This window comes from Desulfitobacterium chlororespirans DSM 11544, from assembly GCF_900143285.1.
Taxonomy (GTDB): Bacteria; Bacillota; Desulfitobacteriia; order Desulfitobacteriales; family Desulfitobacteriaceae; genus Desulfitobacterium; species Desulfitobacterium chlororespirans.
This window is the reverse complement of the sequence record NZ_FRDN01000005.1, coordinates 394620-416804: the sequence shown is the minus strand read 5'-3', so window position 1 is coordinate 416804 and position 22185 is coordinate 394620. Positions and strand designations below refer to the sequence as shown.

The following is a 22185-nucleotide window of genomic DNA, read 5'->3' as shown; positions in this document are numbered from 1 at the left end:
AATTATCCTCCAATCTGGGACATAATCCGTTGATCCTGCCAAGCCTGATCATTCATATGATGTTCAGCCGGCTTATTCCAAATCGCTTGGGCAAAAACATCCCTGACTTCATTATCACTCTTGTTGGAGCGAAGCACTTCACGAAAATCCACTTCTTTGGAACTGTGCAAGCACAGGCGCAGCTTCCCGTCGGGAGTCAGGCGAATTCGATTGCAAGTGCTGCAGAAATGTTTGCTGATAGCGCTGATAAAGCCCACACTGCCCTTAAAGCCCTCTGAAGTGATATATTCTGCAGGACCTCCCCCTTGAATATCGTGAGTGGCTTTAAGGCCCTCTAAACCCAGTATTGCTTTCATCTCATCGATAGATACAAAATCACTGCGCTTATCCGAGCTGATTCCGATCGGCATCAATTCGATAAAGCGAACATGAAGCGGATAGTCACGAGCTAATTCCATAAAACGGGGCAGCTCATGGCTATTGAAATCACGAACAACCACCACATTAAGCTTAACCGGATGCAGCCCTACTTCGAGAGAGCGGTGTATTCCCTGAAAGACTTTCTTAATATCCCCACCACGGGTAAGTTCCCGGAACCTATCTTCATTGAACGTATCCAGGCTTATATTGACCCGATTAACTCCCGCCTTTTTCAGATCTTCTGCCATGTCCGCAAGAAGTATCCCATTGGTGGTCAGCATCAAATCTTCCACTCCTGGAATTTGCGAGGCATTCTGCAAAAATTCCAGGACTCCGGACCTAATTAAGGGTTCCCCGCCGGTGATGCGGAACCGTCTAAAGCCTAAGGTAGTGCTAATCCGCATGACACGCAGTATTTCCTCATAGGTTAAGATGCGCTCATGAGGAATCCATTGAACTCCTTCAGCGGGCATGCAATATTTACATCGTAAATTGCAGCGATCTGTAATGGAAATCCTCAGGTATTCGATCTGGCGCCGATATTGATCTTGCATAGATTCCCCTCACCTTCACGTTCATTATTCCACAAAATAAATAAGCCCCACGGTCTGTAAAACCGCGGAGCTCCCGCATACCCTACAGACTCCTTTCCAAATGGGAGGCATTACTGTTTCCAATAATACCCGGTGCAGAATGCACGACTGGCAAACCATAGCTCACTTTAGGTTTCCAGTTTCGGAGCACATAAACATATTCTATTTGCTCATCATACCATATTTAAAAAAAATTATAGAAGAATGTACTACTTGTAGTATACACCATTTTGGAGATTGCAAAAAGAGGTTCAAAGGAATAATATTTCTTAATCCTTATTAATATTTCTTAATATATTCCAGATAAATAACATTTTTTCCATTAAAAATAATAAAGAATGTTCTTTTTACAGCATTAATTACTCTGACTATTATGTTGCCGCAGCTCCAGGCACTCTTGAGGCGTATTCATATTGCTTAAAAAAAGATGCATTGCGGGAAAATCTCGGAAATCCTTTTCCCTTATATAACGCACTCTGCTGTATTGCTGAACAAGCTTTGTCAGTTTAAGATGCTTTGCCTTTAAGCTCTCGGCAAGCAAAGGGAGGCAATTTTTGTGGTAAAAAGCATGCAGAGGGTGAACTCCACCATCAATCTCGGGAACTAAAATATCCTCTCCTTCAATTTCCCCAGCCATAAATCGAATCACCTCTGTATTCAAAAAAGGCATATCGCAAGCAGCAAAAAAGGCATAATCATAGCGGGCTTCTCGCAAGCATGCTTCCAATCCACCTAACGGCCCATGATCCGGATAGTTATCCTTGATCACCTTTACTCCATAGTTAGCGTAAAGCTCCGGATGATTGCTGCTAATCATCACTTCCGCAAAAACCGCATTGAAGACAGCTAAGCTGTGTTCGATGAGCGGTGCCCCATCCCATTCAATAAAAGCCTTGTTGCAACCCATGCGGGAACTTTTCCCACCGGCCAGAATAATCCCGGTCATCGGCAGAAGGGTTTGTCCATAATCAGCACCCATATCATATATCTCCCTTGTCTCTATCAACGTTTAAACTTTTGTCTTATATTGTAACATAGATAGAGAAAACATGCCTAGGGTAGAGCTTTAGAAGGTTTTAGCCATTGCTGCCTTTTTTTGTAACAAAACGAGAGTGCCCCACGCTATATACTGGATATAGCCAGACACTCTCCTATTCTTATCCACTCCGCGGATAAGTCAACTACGCTTCAGATAGAGTTGAAACTCCACCTGAAGCGAGTTTTCTTTATTGCTTAAATTACTTCAGAGCTTCCACACGCACACCACAGACCTTATATTCGTAGGTCTTGGTTACTTTATCATACGCTCCGTTGGTTAAGACATTGGTCGGTGACTCCCTGTAGTGCAGGGTCATAAAGAGCACTCCCGGCGGAACTCGTTTGGTTACCCAAACCTTGGTTACTACTTCGCCGCGGCGGGAAACTACCTTGATTTTCTCTCCATCCTGAATCCCCAATCGCCGGGCGTCCTTAGGATTAAGCTCAGCCAATTCTTCGGGGGCATGCTCATCCAGCGCCGCCGAAAAACGGGTGGAGATGTTATAATGCTGCAGCTTGCGGCCCGTGGTCAGCAGGAATGGGTACTCTTCATCAGGCAGCTCATCCGGCAGTTGATGCTCAATCACCATGAACACGCCTTTACCGCGGGTAAATTTCCCTGCATGCAGGAACTTTGTGCCCAGATGTTCGGCATGGGGAACCGGCCATTGCAGACCTTTTTTGCCCAGACGCTCATAGGTAATGCCGGCAAACTGCGGTGCCAGCGAGGCAACTTCCAGCATAATCTCTGCGGGCGATGGGTAAGTCATCGGGTAACCCATCCGGTTGGCAAGCTCGCAAATGATTTCCCAGTCGGCCTTCGTATTGGCGATCGGCTTAATCGCCCGATTAACCCGTTGCACCCGGCGCTCGGTATTCGTGAACGTGCCGTCCTTTTCCGCAAAGCTGGCCCCCGGCAAAATGACATCGGCCAGTTCGGCAGTCTCAGACATAAAGATGTTCTGAACAACCAGGAAATCCAGAGCCCCCAGGCCTTTGCGCACATGATTGGCGTCGGCATCGGTCAGCACAGGATCTTCTCCCATGATATACATGGCCCGCAATTCTTTCTTGACCGCTGAATCAAACATATCCGGAATCATGAAGCCCTGATTGGGATTAAGGGAAACTCCCCAGGCCTCTTCAAACTTAGCCCGCGCTTCTGAGTTGGTAACACTCTGATAGCCGGGGTAAACATTGGGCAGAGCTCCCATGTCGCAGGCTCCCTGTACATTGTTCTGCCCTCGCAGCGGGTTGACCCCGGAGCTTTCTTTGCCGATATTTCCGGTCAGCATGGCCAGATTGGCCAGGGACATAACATTATCCGTACCACAAACATGTTCCGTGATTCCCAGAGTGTAGAAAATCTGAGCTCGCTCCACACTGGTGTAGAGACGGGCAGCTTCTGCCATCAGCTCCACGGGAACTCCAGTAATTTTGCTGACTTCTTCCGGCGGGAATTTCTTGAGATTTTCCCGGAGTTCTTGATAGCCTTCGGTTCGTTCCTCAATAAAAGCACGATCCTCCCAGCCATTCTCAACAATGATGTTCATGATCCCGTTGATCAGGGCAATATCCGTACCTGGTTTCAATCTCATCCAGATATGAGCATCCCTGGCCAGCTCGATCTCCCGTGGATCAGCAACAATAAGCTTGGCGCCCCGAGCCAGAGCCTGCTTCATCTTGGTGCCGATAATCGGATGGGCTTCTGTCGTATTGGAACCAATCACAAACATGACTTCAGCATTAGGGATTTCATTGATAGAATTAGTCATCGCTCCTGAACCAAATGAAGTGGCAAGACCTGCCACAGTGGGAGCGTGTCAGGTACGGGCGCAGTGATCAACATTATTGGTTCCGATCACTGCGCGCATAAATTTTTGCATCAGGTAATTTTCTTCATTAGTACAGCGGGCCGAACTCAGTGCTGCAAAAGAATCTGGCCCATAGTCCTCTTTGATCTGGGAGAACTTTGCGGCTATTAAATCAAGGGCTTCATCCCAGCCTGCCGGGACGAATTCCCCATCCTTTTTAATCAAAGGGGTGGTCAGACGCTGGGGGCTGTGGATCAAGTCCATACCAAAACGGCCCTTGACACAAAGGGCTTTACCATTCACCGGTGCCTCCGGATTGGAGGTTACCCCGATCACTTTGCCATTGCTGACATTTAAATCAAAATTACAGCCTGTGCCGCAGAAAGGGCAGGTGGTCTGTACTTTCTCAATATTCCAGGCCCGCGCCTGGCCGACCATCTTTTTCTCCACCAAGGCCCCCACCGGGCAAACCGAAACACAGGAACCGCAGAAAACGCATTCCGATTCACTATAAGGAACATCAAAGGCCGGTCCCACTTGGGAGTCAAACCCCCGCTTAAAGAAATCCAACACACTTCGCCCCTGAATCTCTTCACAGGCCCGCACACATTTGCCGCAGAGAATACATTTATTCGGATCTCTGAGAATAAAGGGGTTGCTGTCATCAAGAGGCAGCTCACGCCGTTCTCCCCGGTAATCTTCGCCAGTCACACCATATTCATAGGCATACTGAGCCAGCGCACAATCTCCCATCTTCTGACAGGTCATGCAATCCAAAGGGTGGTTCGCCACTAAGAGCTCCAGAATCACCTTGCGGGACTTGCGCACCTTTGGTGTCTGAGTCTTCACAACCATCCCCTGGGTCACCTGGGTAACGCAGGAAGGCGGCAGATTGCGCATTCCTGCGATCTCAACAATACAAAGGCGGCATGCCCCGGCATTGGTGAGTTCCGGATCCTGGCAAAGGGTTGGAATCGGAATATCGTGCATACGGCATGCTTCCAAGACCGTGCTTCCTTTGGGTACGACAACTTCTTTTTCGTCAATGGTTAAGTTGAGCCATTCCACTCAATCAACTCCTTCTTCTAGGCCCGGATAACCGCGCCAAACTTGCAGGAATCCATACAACTTCCGCAGCGGATACATCTTTCCCCATCGATAACATAGGGGGTATTCTTATTGCCGCTGATACAGTTAGCCGGGCAATTTCTGGCACATAGTCCGCATTTTTTACATTTTTCTGCATCGATCGAGTAGGTCAGAAGCTCGCTGCAGACTCCGGCCCGGCATTTTTTGGCGTGGATATGCTCTTCAAATTCTTCCCGGAAATACTTTAAAGTAGCCAGGATAGGGTTGGGCGCATTCTGACCTAAGCCGCACAGTGACGTTTCTTTAACTGTGTAGGCCAATGTTTCCAGTTTTTCAATATCATCCTCCCGGCCTTCACCACGGGTGATGCGATCGAGAATCTCCCACATCCGTTTATTCCCTTCACGGCAGGGGGTACATTTTCCGCAGGACTCACTCTGGGAAAAGTTCAGGAAAAAGCGGGCAATATCCACCATACAAGTGGTTTCGTCCATAATAACCAGACCACCGGAACCAACCATAGCACCGGCTTTAGTTAGGGTGTCATAATCCACTGGGAGATCCAGCATATCTTCCGGCAGGCATCCCCCTGAGGGACCGCCGATCTGGACTGCCTTGAACTTTCCACCATCTTTAATGCCGCCGCCGATATCGAAGATAATATCCCTTAAGGGCATTCCCATGGGGACTTCAACCAATCCTGTGTTATTAACCTTACCTGTTAGCGCAAAAATTTTGGTACCCTTGCTCTTTTCCGTTCCGTACTGGGCATACCATTGGGCTCCATTTCTCAAGATATGAGGAATATTGGACCAAGTCTCAACATTATTGATGTTGGTGGGCTTACCCCATAATCCGCTTTGGGCCGGGAAAGGAGGCCGCACACGAGGCATACCGCGTTTGCCCTCAATAGATGCCATCAAAGCGGTTTCCTCACCGCAGACAAAGGCTCCGGCTCCGGCGTTGATTTTCAAATGAAAGTTAAACCCGGAGCCCAAGATGTCTTTTCCTAAGAATCCAGCTTCTTCAGCCTGTTTGATGGCAATTTGCAGGTTCTTGATCGCCAGAGGGTACTCTGCACGGCAGTAAACATAGCCCTCGTCAGCACCAATGGCGTAAGCACCGATCAGCATACCTTCAATGATCGCGTGAGGATCTCCCTCAAGAAGGCCGCGATCCATAAACGCACCTGGATCCCCTTCGTCAGCGTTACAAATCACATATTTTTTGTCCGATGGAGTAGCCCTGCATAAGCTCCATTTCAGACCAGTTGAGAAACCGGCCCCTCCCCGGCCACGCAAGCCGGATTCCTTGACCTCTTCGACAATGGCCTCCGGGTCCATAGTAAGGGCTTTTTTTAAGCCTTCATAACCTTTGTGAGCCAGATAGTCATCAATTTTGGTGGGATCGATAAATCCACAATTTTTAAGAGCAATACGAGTTTGCTTAGCAAAAAAGCTGATGTCCTCATAACTTAAAGCAGGTTCCCCCGACTGAGGATCCACATAGAACAGGCGCTCCACTTTTTCCCCTTGAGCTAATTCCTTCTCTACCAGTTCCGGAATATCTTCCGGCTGAATTCTCCGGTAGAATCTTTGCGCAGGTTCAATAACTAAAGTCGGCCCTTGCTCACAAAAACCACGGCAACCCGTGGCAATGAGCTCCACATCTTTTGCTAACCCTCGACGTTCTATCTCCACGTTCATTAAGTCTATAATTGTATTAGCTCCTGAAGAGATACAGCCTGTACCTGCACAGATAAAAACCTGTTTTTTAGCTTCTGTGTTCATCCCTATTCCCCCTACTTATACTCTGCCAGGATTCCTGGGATTTGATCTGCATTCAATCTTCCGTGGACATTCCCATTAATGGACATAACGGGAGCTAATCCACAGGCCCCAATACAGTTGACAATCTCTAAAGTAAAGCGCCCGTCTTCCGTGGTCTGCCCATCTTTAATCTTTGTATCCTTCTCTATAGCTTCCAGAACTTTAGCGCCTCCTCGAACATGGCAGGCAGTACCTAAGCAGACACTAATCACATTGCGCCCCATAGGGGTAAGGCGGAATTGAGCATAAAATGTAACGACTCCATAAACCTTAGCCGAAGGTATGCCCAGTCCCCTGCTGATGTGCTTTATCACATGTTCAGGCAAATACCCATAAAGTCCTTGCGCCTCCTGCAAAACAGGAATAAGCGCCCCTTTCTCCCGCTTATAATGAGCTAATATCTGATCCAATTGCTCCTCTTTAGGATCAACTAACTCCTTACACTCCTCACACAAAATAGTTCTCCTCCCTTTTGCACTAAATTCAAAGCGTTTCTTGGAAACGCATGGCACCCTGTTCAGTGATCAACATATCTACCTTCTTATCGTAAACTTCAACGGGGATTCTGTCTACAATTTGGCAGTGAAAAGCGAGAGCAATCTTAGGCGTTCCTTCTCTCACCCTTTCGAAAAATCGATCATAATATCCGCCGCCATAGCCAAGGCGATTTCCCTGCCCATCAAAGGCGGCCCCAGGAACAAAGATACCGTCGATCTCCAAAGGATCAACCTCAGTGAGCTCCTGCTTTTTGGGCTCACGGATCCCCCACATTCCCGACTCAATATCTTTTTCCAAATCTCCGATAAGTGCCGGTATAAGCACCCCTTTAGGGGCACATCGCGGCAATACCAACCGCTTCCCCAAGTCCAGGACCTTCTGGGCCAGCTCAGTCGTCTCTACCTCATCACGGAAATTCATAAACAGCATGATCGTACCTGCTTCTTGAAACTCACGGGTCTGAGTCACGATAGCCCGAATCCTTTGGCTTTTAGCAGCCCGTTCTTCCGGTGTCAACGCTGATCGCAGGGACAGTACATGTTCCCGCAATAACCGCTTCTCCTCAGACACCTTTCCATCCTCCTTCATATCCCCTATTAAAACAAAAGCAGCTCTTCCATTTTAGCGAAAATTCAGTCAATCCTACTAATGGATTCGTCAAAGATTAAAATATTCCTTCTCCAAACTTCGATAAAAATACTTTAACTGCTCACTATGCTTGCTAATTAAGGTTAGCCCAAAACCAAAGGCACCAAAACAGGAACTAAAAGTGATAAAGAAAGACCGCTTATTATAGCCACTATACTGACACCTTTCGGTCCCACCGCCACCAAGAGAGGAAGAGTGGAGTCCATAGCTGTTGCCCCACTGGGAGCAACAAGAGCCAACGGTCCCACTCTCCTGGCTAAAAAAGGGGCAAATATTATGGCTAAAACCTCTCTGAATATATTGCTCAAAAAAGCGATAGTACCCAAGGAGACCGAATGAAGGTCAGAGATCAAAACCCCAGATAAGCTGTACCACCCAAACCCGGCACCAACTGCTCCCCCTTCGCGAAGATTCCACCCAAAGCACAAACCCACCAGCATAGCCGCTCCAATACTGCCGAGCACCACACCCGCAGGTGCTAAAAACACCTGCCAACCGACTTTGAGCATATGCCTCCAGATATCGCGATTCAAGCCTAAATCAATGCCTACCATAACCAAAGTAAAATCAAGGGCTAACGTCGTAATGGTCGGTAAATATACCGTCCATACCTGAGGGAAAAAAATCATCCCGCCGAAAACTCCTGCGATAAACGCCCCAATAATTGTAAACGTCATACGATAGGGATGAGCCGTCTCGGTACTATCGACTTCCAGCTTATCCTGCTGTGGAACCATGCCCGCTTTCCCGATAAAAGCTCTTTCTAAAAGCAGAACAGCCCCTACACTGCCTATAATTGCCGCAACGGCAAATAGAAAAGCCTGCAACCCAAAGTTCCCCAGCTGGGAAAGAGTGTCCTGATCAACCCCAATACGTAAACCCATGGTCAACAAGAGAATCAATACCCCGATCATCATCCCCTGACCCGCTTGATTCAAGACAGCCTTAGGCAATAAACGAAACCATCCTACAAAAGCTCCTGCTATGAGGCAGACAAATAAAACCCACATGTTCGTTCTCCGTTCTTAATTAATAAAATAAACTAGTGCCCTGTCAACCTTAAAATTACACTATAATGGCGAGCCAATTTATAGCAAGACAAGGCGGAGGATTGAGGCATACCGAGCGTATGGCGATTGACGACAACGCAGTATTGCTGTAAATTGGCCGCCAGGATAGGTGAGATTTAGGGTTGACAGGGCACTAGCTTCCAATCGTCTAAAAGAGCTCCCCCCCATGGTATATGAAACTCTATAAAAACATGTTTCTATTTTATCTCGAACAAAGGGTAAAAGAAAAGTACTTTGTGAACTTTTCTATTTTTAAAGTTATCCCCATATCCATCCCCTCAAAAACCCCCTTGTTCCTAACTTATCCACATTATCCACAGGACCTGTGGGTAATTAGTTGCAATACTTGCTCACAAATCCAACACCTCTCAGCCCGCCAATATCAGTTAGTCACAGAGTTATCCACATTGTCCACAGAGTTAACTATCCACAGAACATATTATCCCTCGCAAAACTGCTTACCCGAATGTCCTACCGACTAGTGCATAGTGCCTTTTCAACTGTCCTAATCCCATATCTTTTGTTATAATCAAAGCAATACTCCATGAATTTTCCATGTTTATTCCTGAACAATGGAAGGGGAGAAAAAACTATGTCAAGATATCAATTGGATGAAGGAACATGGGAAATGTTATTTTCCCTTGGAACGCTTCAGAATTTCAAAGCAGGTGAAATTATATATTATCAAGACGAACTCAATACAGGCTTAATTTGTTTAAAAAAAGGTCAAATAAAAAACTGCCTCTTTATGCTTGATGGAACAGAGAAGCAGCTAAACATTCTCAGTGCCCCGAGTATCACTGCCGAGACATCTGTCGTCGACGACGGGAGGAGTATCTGCAGTGCGGTGGCTATTACTGATGTAACCCTTTCGATTATCACTCAGGATAAAGCACGTAAGATTCTCTTTCAGAATCCTCAATTGATGGATCTTACCCTTCATATCATGGCCAAGAAAATGAGAACAATTTTGATGCAATTAGAGGGTGTCGTAACAACGATCCCTCAGCGTTTGGCCCGCATGCTTTTAGCCATCGAAGAGTACGGTATTTATACCCATGAAGAACACAGTGATCGGCTGATTATTACTCACGACACTATGGCTCGATTCCTCGGAACCACCCGACCGAAAATCACAGAATTCTTAAGTGAATTTACCAATGCCGGCATCATCGAAAGAGGGCGTGGCTACATTAAAATTGTCAATCGAGAAAAGCTTGAAAAAATCCGGGAGCAAGGTATGCGGAGCCATTGAAAAGCCATCAACAACTAAATCAGTAATAACAGGACTACCTGCTTAATGATAAATCATCATACACTAGGTAGTCTTTTATTGTTTGAGTCAAATTTATTGTGACTTAATTTTTCAGCATGGAACAAAACAAGAGAAGAGCTCCACAAGTGATTGAGAAGCTCTCTACAGTAGAGCGTTTAAAAGAGTGCCCTTCTATCTTAGAGGACGATAATCTTGGGTGCCGTTTTGTGAATCTTTTTCGCACCCGTTTCAGTAACATAGTAGTTATCGTTGATGTAAACTGCCCGAACATCATCGATGAAGTAGGGATGCAAAGAAATGTTCATTCCTGGTCTGATCTCCATATCTTCTTTCCCGTATTTATGATCAATCATAAACGCAGGACGTTCGATAAGATCATAACCTTGGGAGTGTCCATAGAGACGTCCTTCTTGGCAATAGCCTCTTTCAGATACAAATGCATTGTATTTCGCAACGACTTCGTTGGCATTTCTGCCCGGTGTTAACAGGTCAGCAGTCAATTGTTGAGCTTCCGCAGCAACATCCCAAGCAGCTTGAAGTTCTTTGAATGGTTCACCGAAGCAGAAGTTTCTAGCTGATTCACAATAGTATCCGCCTGGACCGTTTACTTCGATTAAAAGTATACCATAGTCCCCTTCTTTAACGGTACGGTTTGCATATTGGAAGGTGGACATTCCGCAAGGTTTACCTGGTGCTGCAGTTCCTATAAAGAGCAAGTGTTCCTCACTGCCTAAATCAGCCGCAAGTTGCGCAACTTCAGCGCGGATTTGGTATTCTTTCATATTCGGTTTAACAATGGCCGGAAGAGCTGCCCAGAGCAGATCATGAATACGAGCTGTTTCACGGACGTATTCCATTTCTTCATCGCTTTTCAAAGCTTTAATCATGTCGAAATCGTTAGTAATATCTACAAACTCAACATTCGGGAAAGCAGTGACGACTTTTTCCATTAAACCAGCAGTTATGGAGGCTTTGCCAATCCAGCCAATTCTCTTTGGATTTCTTTTACGAATATAGTCAATGACTAAACCGGCTTCGGAATCTGCAGTATAGTTAAGGGTTGGGGCAAAGGGGGCATAAAGTACCTCTTTTACACCTCTTAAAGCCCATTGAGGAATTCTTGATGCGGAGCTTCTAACCAAGGTCATGGGTTCGTCTATGGGGAACAGAACCGTCATATGCAGGTTATATTCGGCAGGGATATCCGTAAACCAGCGAACATATCCTCCTAAGTGCATGTTATTGCCTTGCGTCAAAACGAGCTCAATGTTTTGCTCTTTCATTAAATCTCTATTAGCAGCCCATCTTCTGTTTAATTCTCGATCAGAGATAGGTCTTCTGATTCTTTCAGCTACACTCATGATGGTCACTCCTTTCCTATGATTAAGTGCGGAATACGGTTAACGGTGTTTTGTGCAATTTTTGAAGGCCATTGGGTTTGAGCAAATAGCTGTCAGCAGCATAGACCGTTCTTTCCGTGGAAACAAGGTTGGTATTCACTGCCAGACACATGTCTTTAGCCAGCTTCAGGGTTTCACCCGGCTGAATGCTGGGCCTTTCAATCCAGTCATAACCTTGTCCATAAGCAAAGATTCCTTCTTCTTGAGCATAGCCTTTACTTGCCAAGTATTCATTGTATTGAGCAAAGATAACTTGAGGATCCGTTCCCACTTGAAGCAGCCCAGCTAATTTTTCCTGGGCAGCAATCGCTTCTTCCCAGCTCTTCCTCAAGGAATCAGAGGGCTCACAGCCGATGGAGAACATTCTGCCGACTGTGGTAAACATTCCTCCAGGTCCGCTGCATTCTAAACGAACATAGAGTTCATCCCCTTGTTGGAGAGTTCTGTTTTGGAAGAAACTTGGATACAAGTTGAACTTTTCACCACGAGGTGCGCTTCCGATCATGACAACCATTTCTTCGCCACCATGATCAGTGATCAATTGCATTATTTTGTTACGAACTTCATACTCACGAACACCTGGTTGGGCAACAGCCGGAATATATCCCATAACTTTATCTTGGATTGCGGCGGATCTTTCAATAGCTACAATTTCATCTTCACTTTTTAGGGAGCGGATTTCGTCAATGATTGAGGAAGCGTCGACAATTTCAACACCAGGAAGATTCTTTTTTACGTAATCGTAGTAGTTCCACATCATGATTTCCATACCGGCAATGCCGATTTTCTTGGCCTTGTTTTCTTGGCACCAGTTGACGAACATCTTGCCTTCCCAATCCCAGGTGTAGTTAAAGACGGAAAAGTAGGGATTGCTATCCCATGGTTTACCGATTCTCAACAGGTGTGAGGGGGGATAAAGATCAAGGGGCGGCCCACTGCAGGCAATATAGCCAATTTCACCTTCGAGGGGGATGAAGGATGATTGGGGATATTGGTTTTCAGCAGTAGTATCCGTCAGCCAACGGTTAGTTCCCCCCACATATTGAGTGATATTTTGGGCCACAATCACATCAATTTGTTTCCGCTTCATGGCTAATCTCAATTCACGTGAACGTCTTTCCAATTCTTTGGTGGGAATTGGGGCTTTCAGTCTTTCATGAAATACCTCTGTCATGATTCTTCCTCCTTCTTTTTTGGGTTATGATATTCCCTGACTCTATTGTAGATTAACTACTTGTGAAGCAATGTTCCGAAAGATACAATGAGCCCGAAATTAGTGGCTAAAGACAAATTTAGGCCTTAGATATAATACTGGGATTCGACTTGATCATCTCAGCATTTGGCTTGGTCATCAGGATGGCAATACAACCAACCACTGCAGGGATGATGAAAGTCAAGAATACGACATTCACAGGGACATTGGCACTGAGCTGCACTCCCACAACTGTAGGTGCTACGGCACTTCCTAAACGGGATACTGCAGACCCCCAGCCCATTGCTGTACCACGGATAGCGAGAGGATAGAAATCTGGAACAGTTGCTAAGGTAATGCTCTGAATAAGAGTAACTCCACAGCCGGCTAAAAAAAGCACAATATAAAACACAATCATAGGCAACTGAAAACTGAGAAGGCTGATCGTAATCGCGCATAGGAGGTAAAGAGGCGGCATTACTTTTCTGTAGCCATATTTATCGCCAAGTCGTCCAACGATAGGAGTTGTCAATACTCCACCCAGAAGGAATACAGCTAAGAAAACAACACTGGACTTTAGAGGATAACCCAGCATAGTCATTAATTTAGGCAGCCACGTGGATACACCAAAGAAGAGGTAAAGGTTGCAAAAGAAAGTAATCCATATGAAGATCGTATTTCCAGCATAACCATCTTTAAATAAATTTGTGATCGAAACCTTTTGGGTATTGGTTTGACTGATTTCATAAATATCGTTTTCAACTTGTTTGAAGTCCGGATTGGCTTTGCCCAGTACTTTTTTGATTGTCTTGGACTCCCCTCTGGGAACATAGAATTTCATTGAGTCAGGGACATGGCTGACAACGAAAGCAACTACCACTAAAGCAACAAGAGTGAAAAGATAAAGCGCCTTCCAGCCGAGGGGTTCAAGAAAAGCAACCCCTGCTAAGGAAGAAAACAACTGACCAAGAGGAATGCCAATCATAACCATAGTGAGGAGTAAGGTGCGGTTAGCTCTTGGAGTATACTCAGACAAAAGGCTAATAACCACCGGTGTAATAGCGCCCATGCCCATACCGGCAATAAAACGAACAACGACAAAAAGATGATAGCTGCTGATTAAAGCAACAAGGGCGTTAAAAATGGAGTAGATGAAGATCCCGATAATGATAACTTTCTTCCGACCGATAACATCGGAGAGCATACCAAAGAAAAGCGCACCAAACATCATGCCATACATCCCGGCACTGGCTAAGAGGCCGGTTTGAGTAGGGCTAATCCCCATATCTGCCATGATGCTTGTTAATGTAACTCCATAAACACCCATGTCATAGCCATCAAATATAAGGGCTAATAACAAGAGGATAAATACCCCAAAGAAAAACTTATTAAATTTGCCCTCGTCGATGACCTTATTAACATTAACCCGACGTGCAGCACCATTCTCAAGGGTTTTACTAACAGTTGTATCGCTCACTGTTCTTACCTCCACTCTCGCTAAATTCATTAATGATTAACGGTTCGCTCGTAATTTGCTTCGATGGCCCGTATTAAGAGTGCGATGGTTTCTACCATTGGCGTTGGAACTCCAAGGCGTTTTCCTTCTTTAACAATTGCCTCGTTGATGCTGCCTATCTCGGTTTTTTTCTTTTTCAAGACATCAAAGACCATCGACGGCACATGTCCCGGAACAGCACAAGTTACATTCATCACATGCCTAAGCGCTGCATCTCTGCTGATGTTTAGTCCTTTAGCCCGCGCTACATCCGAGACCTCAAAGATAACCTGTTTGGCAATTTCAAAGGATTCCGGTGTATTGATCATTAAGTCTGTAACATTGACTTTTAATATCGCGCAAAGTGTGTTCTCACAGGCATTAACCAATAGCTTACGCCAGATGCGTTCTTCCACATCGGGTGCAATTTTGGCCATGAGGTTCACCTGATTCATCAGGTTTTCTAGTCTTGCCAATTTTGGTGAAACCACACCATCTAATGGCCACATACAAGTTTCCACTTTACCTGATGTGGTCATTTCAATGTGCCCGGGGCCTTTAACATCACTTGTAAAGGTACTGAATCCATAAACAATTTGTCCTTCGGGAACATATTCTTTAATGATGTCTACATTGCCGATCCCATTTTGCAGGGTGACCACCAAGGTTTTTTTGCCAATACAACTGACCATTGCATCTTGAATGGCTTTGCGGGTTCCTGAGTATTTGACGTAGATTATGGCAACATCAGCTTCCCCGATTTCCTTTGGATTGTTGGTAGCTCTGGCCTTTACCACATTTTTCAAATCACCCTGAGTCATAATAAGGCCATTCTTATTTACAGCTTCTACATAAGCAGTATTTGTACTATAAAGGCATACTTCATCCACAACACTAGCCAAGGACCCGCCAAATAAACTACCCATAGCTCCCGCACCAATAACTGCTACTTTCAAGTTCATCACCTCAGCAATTTTATAGTTCATATTTTCGTCAAAATATTTACTGCAAAACCGGGTATGCTTATAACCTTTTTCACATCTTTCAAATCCTCACTATCCCCTTCTTTCTTTCCAATTTCAGTATGCTTTATAAAACTCCTTTAAGCTGCACTTAATGCCGAATAGAACCCTCCTTTCTCCAGACAGCAATATTCAGAAAACTTTCTATGTATCCAATATAAAATTAAATCTGTCAGATGAATGTACCGAATAATACATACGAAATTATTATTTGTTTCTGTACTATTAGTCCATCCGGGCAATTAGTGACTTATTTCACCTGATTGGCAAAACTGATTTTATCCCTGTTTTTATGTGTATAACCCATATTTCAATACAATAGCCCGATTTTAAATTAGCCCAATTGACCTGAAAACCTTATCGAAAACATAGGTAACTAAAAGGCTTATCAACATCAAGTAGGAAACTATAACATAGAACAAATCCGTTTAATGTGTCCCAAATGAGACCTTAAACCCTTAATGCCGAATCGCCATTACAAATAACCCCCCGTGTTTGTTCGAAAACACGGGGGGTTAAGGTATTGACATCACTTAAACGATTTTCTTGATTAGGATCTATCGTTAGGCAAAGCCCAGCTTAACAAACACCACGTACACATACACAGACGCCAGCGCCAGCGAGATCAGAGTCACCGGAATACTGACCTTAAGAAAGTCCGTAAATGAGATAGGTTCCCCTTCCCGAACTGCGATTGATGCTACAACCAAATTGGCAGAAGAGGCAATCAAGGTTCCGTTGCCGCCTAAGCAGGCACCCAGGGCGAGTGACCACCAAAGGGTAGCCGTTTCCACCTGTGGTAACGCCAACTGAATGCTCATATCCTGAATCATGGGAATCATGGTGGCTACCAAAGGGATATTATCAACAAAGGCAGAGGCAAAACCGGCTCCCCATAGGAGGACCAGGGAAGTAAAGACCATATCGCCTCCGGTAACCTCTATCATCCAGGCCGCGGCCCTGCTGATAACCCCTACCTCAACTAAACCGCCTACCAGTACAAACAAACCGGCAAAGAAAAAGATCGTCACCCATTCCACCGAATGAAAGACTTCTTCCAGCTCGCTGTCCTTGACACCGATCAGCATTAAAAGAGTGGCGCCGGATAGAGCAACCACAGCGGGTTCCAAATGCAGAAACTGGTGCAATACAAAGCCCAGCAAAGTAAGCGCAAAAACAAAAAGGGATTTCTTAGCCAAGGTCGTGTCCCGAATATATTCCCGGGCATCAATGTCCATCAACTGCCGAACATATTGCTCCTGAACATGAAGCTGTTTGCCAAAAAAGTACTTTAAATAAGCAACTGTTATAAGCATGATGATAACAATTATTGGCGTAATATGAAGGAGAAAATCATTAAAGGAAATATCGGCTGCCACACCAATCATGATATTGGGTGGGTCTCCCACCAAAGTGGCTGCTCCGCCAATATTGCATACCAATATTTCCGTTATGAGAAAAGGGAAGGAGCTAATATGAAGAATACGGGCAATGGCAATGGTAATTGGAGTTATTAAAAGAACCGTGGTTACATTATCAATAAAAGCTGAGCCGACGGCAGTCAGCAAGGCAAGCCTTACTAATATTTTCACCGGATCCCCATTGGCACTTTGCGCTGTTTTTACGGCAATATATTGAAATATTCCGCTTTTGTTAGTAATACCAACCAAGATCATCATGCCGAGAAGCAGGAAGATCGTAGCCCAATGAATATGCTCAGTATAGGCATCATGCAAGTCCACGATACCGAATATCACCATGAGAAGCGCCCCACACAGAGCAATAATGGAGCGATTGATTTTTTCCGATACGATAACGGCATAACTCGTGAGAAAAATCACTATAGCTATAATAACTTGTTTACTTTCAACGTTCCCTACTATTTCCACCACTATTTACATCATCTCCTTTAATTTCTTTGTACTTTTCCGGATCCCCCCTCATAATTATTTGAATTGTTTAAACTGGCACTGCGGAAATACTTTTGCCCAAAATAAAAGAAGATCCCCCGAGGGCTTTTCGCAGATCTCAGTCTGTGGAAGCCACTCTCCGGCATCTTCCTCATTTATTGTGACTACTGCGAATTGTCCTGTTACTGCACCCAATAATTTCAATAGCTTTTACTGATACCTGCTACTTGATCAAGGGAAAACATAAAAGCAATCCCTCTATTAGGTTCCTGCAACTCCATTTTTTCAACGATGGCATCCAATACTGCCTGGGCTTTGTCTTTCTTAATCAAGGTCAAAACGATTTCTTTTTCCGGCTCTATACTAATTCCCAATAACAGCTTCACGGCAGTTCCTCGTCCGGCTAGGACAGTTCCCCCTTCAGCACCGGCACAGTGAGTTATCTCTACTACCTTTTCCCCCTTGCCCTTATTCACAATGGTAACAATCAGCTTATAATCTTCCATTATTCCTGACAAACCTCCTCGATATATTTACTTTTGAAATGGCCGGCAAAGTAATACAAAAAATTGTGGCTGAAGTACATTAGGAATCAAAGAGCGTCCTATAAAAATCAACCCCAATTAAAACAGAGATAACAAGCAATATTTGCAGATAACAGGCGATATTAATATCTATATTATAAAAACTACCATATTCAAGACAAAATGTCTATAATCAATCTAAAATAAGGCCTAATTTATTCTGTTAATTAGAAAGTCTTAATATCCCAGACTCCCTATGGATAGCTTAGTCTACAGCTTTTACTTATCACATAAAAATCGCTGAATAAAATAAAAGAATTGATATGCATCAGCATACCAATTCTCTTCAATTCTTTAAGTCAAATTCAGTCCCGGTATAGCATTCAAATTCCAAGGCGCATAATCCTTAGCCAAATAACGGTAATATCCGGCAGTCGCGATCATGGCCCCATTATCCGTACAGAGGATTGAGGGTGGGTAACTAAAAGCAATTCTTCTTTTTTGAGTTGCCTCAGCGAGGCGTTCCCTCAGTAGAGTATTGGCCGCCACTCCCCCGGCCAGAACTAGCGCGGGGGCTTTTGTCTTAGCCAAGGCCAGCAACGTCTTACGCACTAAAACATCGACGATGGCCTCCTGAAAAGAAGCCGCCACATCAGCAACATTTACAGTCTCACCCTTCATTCGTGCCGAATTTAAGGTATTGAGCACGGCCGACTTCACGCCGCTGAAGCTGAAATCCAGACTGCCGGGCTCAAGCATAGCCCTGGGAAATTCGTAGGCATGTGGATTCCCTTCCAAAGCAACTTTTTGAATATATGGTCCACCCGGATAACCCAGCCCTAAAGTCCGGGCCACCTTATCCAAAGCCTCTCCGGCAGCATCATCCCGAGTCTGCCCAAGAACCCGGTATTTTCCATGTCCTTCAAAATAGACCAAATGGGAATGCCCTCCCGAGACAAGGAGAGCCAGCAAAGGAAACTCCAGATCCGGATTATGAAGAAAGTTCGCGTAGATATGTCCTTCCAAATGGTTAACTCCCAGCAAGGGAACCCCTGCCGCATAAGCCATAGCCTTTGCTCCTGCCACCCCTACCAGGAGGGAGCCCACAAGCCCCGGTCCATAGGTTACGGCAATTCCCGCCAAATCGCCAAACCCCATCTTTGCCTCTTGCAAAGCCTGCTCCACAACACTTTGCAAATGCAGGATATGCTCCCGAGAGGCCACTTCCGGCACAACTCCACCGTATTTTTGATGGGTCTTAATCTGTGATGAAATAACATGACTGAGCAGATCACAGCCATTGCGAAGCACAGCAGCTGAGGTCTCGTCACAGCTTGTCTCAATTCCAAGTATGTTAATATCTTTGTTGTTCACCGGCAACCTCCTGATATCAGCCTGCTTCTCTACTCTTTGCCTATATCAAGCCACATAATGAGGGCATCTTCACGATTATCTGAATAATAGCCTTTACGAACTCCCGCTGTCACAAAACCAAGGCGTTCGTACAATCTTTGGGCGGAGGTATTGGAAGCTCGTACCTCAAGGGTCATACGTTCCATACCTTCCTTAACCATCAAATCGATCACAGAGCGCATCAGAAACTCTCCACCGCCCATCCCCTGATACCCCGGCGCTACAGCCACATTGGTAATATGTCCTTCCTCAAGGATAAACCAGAGTCCCATATAGCCAATGATACTGCCCTCGTGTTCCAGGCAAAAGTACCGCGCATACTCATTATCTCTCAATTCGCTGACAAAAGACTGGGGAGCCCAAGGTGCCGGAAAGCAGGCATGCTCTATCTCCAGAATTGTGGATAAATCACTCTCTTGCATGAGGCGAATCATCATTTCCCCTTTTGCGCCTCCTCTTTCTTAGCCCAATTGGTCTCAGCTTCCGATAATCGAATATAATACGGTTCCACAAGCTTTTCCTGGGTTCCCTTCTGCCATTCATTCCAGACACACCGGACAGTATATGCTCCTCGCGGCAAAGCTAAATAATCCGGGAGAAGCACAGCCTTATCCCCCAAGATAGCCTTGATCTTCTCTTGATAACGGGAAACAGCGTCCCCAACAAAAACAATGGGCTTGCCTTGTTCCGCCAATTCCTTAAGCCAAAGTGCCGGCTCTACTGCGAAAGGCTCTCGGCTTCGTATGGGGATTTCCTCCCTTTCCGACCATTGGTACTGGGCTGTATACCATTCATTCTTGCGGGCATCAAGAATCGGTACAATCTCTTCCGTCCGGCTATGCCCGGCCCAAGCCAAGGAATCCAAGGAAAGCACACCTATTAAAGGAAGTTTAAGCACTTGCGCCAACCCCTGAGCTGTGGCAATCCCAATACGGATTCCTGTGAAAGAACCCGGTCCCCGCACCACACCAATAAAATCAAGATCCTGGAGGTTCCAGGCCGATGCCTCCAGGACTTGATCCAGTACAGGAATCAACCTCTCCGAATGGGTTTTGGATGTATGCAAAAAACCCTCCGCCACCAGCTGCCCGTCATCCGCCAGAGCTAAAGCTGTGACTTTGGTGGTCGTATCGATGGTGAGATACTTCATCGCTCCTCCTAGTATTCGAAAGGATTAACAAGACTTTTTTCTGTGATCATATCTTTGAGCCGTTCTGCCCAGACTTCCGCTTGAGAAGAGAAGCCGATTAAGCGCGGCTCTTCACCTGATCCTTCAATCCGGATTGCTAATGAATCATCGGGCAGGATATCCTCCGCAATTCCCGGCCACTCAATCAAGCAAATAGCATCCTCTTGAAAAGCATCTTCGACCCCGATTATCTCTACCTCTTCCGGATAGCGCAAACGATATAAATCCATATGGATTAGCCGCACCGGATTGTCCTGAGCAATCCCTGAATACTCAATCTGAAAGGTAAAGGTTGGGCTGGTCATGGGTTCCTGTACAGCCAGGGCTTCCCCAATTCCTTTCGCTAAGGCAGTTTTTCCCGCCCCCAAATCGCCGGAAAGGCATACCACATCTCCACCGCGAAGCACTTTTCCTAAATTGTATCCTAAGGCATGGGTATAATCTGCACTTAAGCTTTGAACTTCCAGCTCCATCCTGACGCCCTTCCTTTAATCATTTGTTCTAAATTCTACACTATAATGTCTATTTAAGTATCCTTATTTCCCAAAGTTTCCGGCCTTTTCTCAAACATTCGGAAAGCTAATCCGTGATGACTTTGCCGTTGATAATCACCGTCTCCGGGCGTGACTTCAACACAAAAGGATGCTCACTCCAAATGACGATATCCGCATCTTTACCCACTTCCAAGGACCCTAAGCGATGATCCACACCCATAATTTCCGCCGGGTTAATTGTAATGGCCTTTAAAGCCTCTTCTTCATCCATTCCGGCCCGTGCCACCAGCGCTGCGCAAAGGGGCAGCTGTTCAATCGGAGTCACCGGATGGTCTGTAATAATAGCCACCTTAACACCTGCTTGCGTCAGGACATGGGGGGTCTCAAAAGACTTATCTTTCAATTCCACCTTAGCACGGTTGACCAGTGAAGGGCCCACAACAGCAGGATATCCATATTCGGCAATCTCTTCAGCAATCTTATGTCCTTCGGTACAATGTTCAATAACCAGATCCACATTGAATTCTTTAGCAATGCGAATAGCCGTCATAATATCATCAGCCCGATGGGCATGGGCCCGCAGGGGAATCTCCCGTTTAATCACACGAATCAAGCTTTCCATTCCCAGATCCCGCTCGGGCACCTTTTCCGGATCCTCGATGCCTTGCTCTAACTTTTCCAGATAGGTCTCAGCATCCACCAGCGCTTGGCGAAGCAGGGCGGCAGTAGCCATACGGGTCATAGGCATTTTCTTTTGTTCCCCACCATAGACCATTTTGGGATTCTCACCAAAGGCCACCTTCAGCCCTGCCGGCTCCCGTACAATCATCTTATCCACGACTTTGCCCACTGTTTTCAACACGACACCTGTCCCACCAATAACATTGCCGCTGCCCGGCGTGGAGAACACGGCTGTAACTCCCCCCAAACGAGCATCCCGTAAACCTTCATCCTCCGGATTGATACCATCGATGGCCCGAAGCTCAGGGGTAATCGGATCGGTCATTTCGTTGAGGTCATCCCCTTCGTTTTGGTAGATCTCCTCTCCCAGCCCCACATGACAATGGGCGTCAATAAAGCCGGGTAAAACCAACTTCCCATGGGCTTCAATAATCTCCGCTCCCTCAGGAACGACCAAATTCTCTCCAAGGGCTTTTATCTGTGTGCCTTCCACCAAGATGCTGCCAATGAATTCCTGACCCTTCATGGTCTTGATCAGACCATCACGGATAAAAAGGCTCGTCTTTGCTTTCATGATTACCTCCGTTATA

Annotated in this window: 19 protein-coding genes and 1 riboswitch; of the genes, 1 reads left to right on the top strand and 18 read right to left on the bottom strand. The window is 45.7% G+C overall.

The window, feature by feature from the left end; all coding sequences use genetic code 11:
• Positions 1 to 2: 2 nt before the first annotated feature.
• From moaA to BUA14_RS07800, 7 genes are all read right to left on the bottom strand, one after another.
• A complete protein-coding gene (gene moaA / locus BUA14_RS07835; protein WP_015943407.1) occupies positions 3 to 974 on the bottom strand; it encodes a GTP 3',8-cyclase MoaA in 972 nt (323 codons plus the stop codon).
• A 72-nt stretch (positions 975 to 1046) separates the two neighbouring features.
• Positions 1047 to 1173, bottom strand: a riboswitch (molybdenum cofactor riboswitch).
• 195 nt (positions 1174 to 1368) lie between these two features.
• Positions 1369 to 1992, bottom strand: coding sequence for a molybdenum cofactor guanylyltransferase (mobA, locus tag BUA14_RS07830; RefSeq protein WP_072772085.1), 624 nt, complete (start codon positions 1990 to 1992; stop codon positions 1369 to 1371).
• 259 nt (positions 1993 to 2251) lie between these two features.
• A complete protein-coding gene (fdhF, locus tag BUA14_RS27180; RefSeq protein WP_084078495.1) occupies positions 2252 to 4933 on the bottom strand; it encodes a formate dehydrogenase subunit alpha in 2682 nt (893 codons plus the stop codon).
• 17 nt (positions 4934 to 4950) lie between these two features.
• A complete protein-coding gene (nuoF, locus tag BUA14_RS07815; protein WP_072772082.1) occupies positions 4951 to 6744 on the bottom strand; it encodes an NADH-quinone oxidoreductase subunit NuoF in 1794 nt (597 codons plus the stop codon).
• Positions 6745 to 6755: 11 nt separating this feature from the next.
• Positions 6756 to 7238: an NADH-quinone oxidoreductase subunit NuoE gene (gene nuoE, locus BUA14_RS07810; RefSeq protein ID WP_072772081.1), complete on the bottom strand. Its 483-nt coding sequence runs from the start codon at positions 7236 to 7238 to the stop codon at positions 6756 to 6758.
• A 28-nt stretch (positions 7239 to 7266) separates the two neighbouring features.
• A complete protein-coding gene (locus BUA14_RS07805) occupies positions 7267 to 7869 on the bottom strand; it encodes a 5-formyltetrahydrofolate cyclo-ligase (RefSeq protein ID WP_072772080.1) in 603 nt (200 codons plus the stop codon).
• A gap of 143 nt (positions 7870 to 8012) precedes the next feature.
• Positions 8013 to 8939, bottom strand: a complete 927-nt coding sequence (locus BUA14_RS07800; protein WP_072772079.1) for a LysO family transporter — start codon at positions 8937 to 8939, stop codon at positions 8013 to 8015.
• A 652-nt stretch (positions 8940 to 9591) separates the two neighbouring features.
• On the opposite strand from BUA14_RS07800, the gene BUA14_RS07795 reads away from it, so the two are divergent.
• Positions 9592 to 10254: a Crp/Fnr family transcriptional regulator gene (locus tag BUA14_RS07795; RefSeq protein ID WP_072772078.1), complete on the top strand. Its 663-nt coding sequence runs from the start codon at positions 9592 to 9594 to the stop codon at positions 10252 to 10254.
• A 197-nt stretch (positions 10255 to 10451) separates the two neighbouring features.
• Here the strand turns inward: BUA14_RS07795 and BUA14_RS07790 are convergent, their stop codons facing one another.
• The 11 genes from BUA14_RS07790 to BUA14_RS07740 all read right to left on the bottom strand — a co-directional run bounded on the left by BUA14_RS07790 (position 10452) and on the right by BUA14_RS07740 (position 22169).
• Entirely contained in the window at positions 10452 to 11636 is a 1185-nt protein-coding gene (locus BUA14_RS07790; protein ID WP_072772077.1) for a M24 family metallopeptidase, read from the bottom strand.
• Positions 11637 to 11658: 22 nt separating this feature from the next.
• Positions 11659 to 12849: a M24 family metallopeptidase gene (locus BUA14_RS07785; RefSeq protein ID WP_072772076.1), complete on the bottom strand. Its 1191-nt coding sequence runs from the start codon at positions 12847 to 12849 to the stop codon at positions 11659 to 11661.
• Between the two features lie 118 nt (positions 12850 to 12967).
• Complete coding sequence (locus BUA14_RS07780; protein ID WP_242954589.1) at positions 12968 to 14344, bottom strand: MFS transporter; 1377 nt, start codon at positions 14342 to 14344, stop codon at positions 12968 to 12970.
• A 29-nt stretch (positions 14345 to 14373) separates the two neighbouring features.
• Positions 14374 to 15318, bottom strand: a complete 945-nt coding sequence (locus BUA14_RS07775) for a ketopantoate reductase family protein (RefSeq protein ID WP_072772074.1) — start codon at positions 15316 to 15318, stop codon at positions 14374 to 14376.
• Between the two features lie 629 nt (positions 15319 to 15947).
• Positions 15948 to 17276 (bottom strand): ArsB/NhaD family transporter, encoded by a 1329-nt coding sequence (locus BUA14_RS07770; RefSeq protein ID WP_072772073.1) that lies wholly within the window; start codon positions 17274 to 17276, stop codon positions 15948 to 15950.
• Between the two features lie 218 nt (positions 17277 to 17494).
• A complete protein-coding gene (locus BUA14_RS07765) occupies positions 17495 to 17800 on the bottom strand; it encodes a P-II family nitrogen regulator (RefSeq protein ID WP_072772072.1) in 306 nt (101 codons plus the stop codon).
• A gap of 372 nt (positions 17801 to 18172) precedes the next feature.
• Complete coding sequence (tsaD, locus tag BUA14_RS07760) at positions 18173 to 19192, bottom strand: tRNA (adenosine(37)-N6)-threonylcarbamoyltransferase complex transferase subunit TsaD (RefSeq protein WP_072772071.1); 1020 nt, start codon at positions 19190 to 19192, stop codon at positions 18173 to 18175.
• 29 nt (positions 19193 to 19221) lie between these two features.
• Positions 19222 to 19668, bottom strand: coding sequence for a ribosomal protein S18-alanine N-acetyltransferase (gene rimI, locus BUA14_RS07755; protein ID WP_072772070.1), 447 nt, complete (start codon positions 19666 to 19668; stop codon positions 19222 to 19224).
• Positions 19665 to 20381: a tRNA (adenosine(37)-N6)-threonylcarbamoyltransferase complex dimerization subunit type 1 TsaB gene (tsaB, locus tag BUA14_RS07750; RefSeq protein WP_072772069.1), complete on the bottom strand. Its 717-nt coding sequence runs from the start codon at positions 20379 to 20381 to the stop codon at positions 19665 to 19667. Before tsaB ends, rimI begins: the two co-directional genes overlap by 4 nt.
• Positions 20382 to 20389: 8 nt before the next feature.
• On the bottom strand, positions 20390 to 20893 hold the full coding sequence (tsaE, locus tag BUA14_RS07745) for a tRNA (adenosine(37)-N6)-threonylcarbamoyltransferase complex ATPase subunit type 1 TsaE (RefSeq protein WP_072772068.1): 504 nt from the start codon (positions 20891 to 20893) through the stop codon (positions 20390 to 20392).
• Between the two features lie 106 nt (positions 20894 to 20999).
• A complete protein-coding gene (locus BUA14_RS07740) occupies positions 21000 to 22169 on the bottom strand; it encodes an amidohydrolase (protein WP_072772067.1) in 1170 nt (389 codons plus the stop codon).
• Between the last annotated feature and the right edge of the window lie 16 nt (positions 22170 to 22185).

What these genes read in the sequence shown, in the direction of transcription:
- tsaE (WP_072772068.1), bottom strand. Translation starts at nt 20,893, where the DNA reads ATGGAGCTGGAAGTTCAAAGCTTAAGTGCAGATTATACCCATGCCTTA.
- mobA (WP_072772085.1), bottom strand. Translation starts at nt 1,992, where the DNA reads ATGGGTGCTGATTATGGACAAACCCTTCTGCCGATGACCGGGATTATT.
- nuoF (WP_072772082.1), bottom strand. Translation starts at nt 6,744, where the DNA reads ATGAACACAGAAGCTAAAAAACAGGTTTTTATCTGTGCAGGTACAGGC.
- BUA14_RS07800 (WP_072772079.1), bottom strand. Translation starts at nt 8,939, where the DNA reads ATGTGGGTTTTATTTGTCTGCCTCATAGCAGGAGCTTTTGTAGGATGG.
- moaA (WP_015943407.1), bottom strand. Translation starts at nt 974, where the DNA reads ATGCAAGATCAATATCGGCGCCAGATCGAATACCTGAGGATTTCCATT.
- BUA14_RS07740 (WP_072772067.1), bottom strand. Translation starts at nt 22,169, where the DNA reads ATGAAAGCAAAGACGAGCCTTTTTATCCGTGATGGTCTGATCAAGACC.
- BUA14_RS07765 (WP_072772072.1), bottom strand. Translation starts at nt 17,800, where the DNA reads ATGGAAGATTATAAGCTGATTGTTACCATTGTGAATAAGGGCAAGGGG.
- BUA14_RS07785 (WP_072772076.1), bottom strand. Translation starts at nt 12,849, where the DNA reads ATGACAGAGGTATTTCATGAAAGACTGAAAGCCCCAATTCCCACCAAA.
- BUA14_RS07795 (WP_072772078.1), top strand. Translation starts at nt 9,592, where the DNA reads ATGTCAAGATATCAATTGGATGAAGGAACATGGGAAATGTTATTTTCC.
- tsaB (WP_072772069.1), bottom strand. Translation starts at nt 20,381, where the DNA reads ATGAAGTATCTCACCATCGATACGACCACCAAAGTCACAGCTTTAGCT.
- rimI (WP_072772070.1), bottom strand. Translation starts at nt 19,668, where the DNA reads ATGATGATTCGCCTCATGCAAGAGAGTGATTTATCCACAATTCTGGAG.
- BUA14_RS07790 (WP_072772077.1), bottom strand. Translation starts at nt 11,636, where the DNA reads ATGAGTGTAGCTGAAAGAATCAGAAGACCTATCTCTGATCGAGAATTA.
- BUA14_RS07805 (WP_072772080.1), bottom strand. Translation starts at nt 7,869, where the DNA reads ATGAAGGAGGATGGAAAGGTGTCTGAGGAGAAGCGGTTATTGCGGGAA.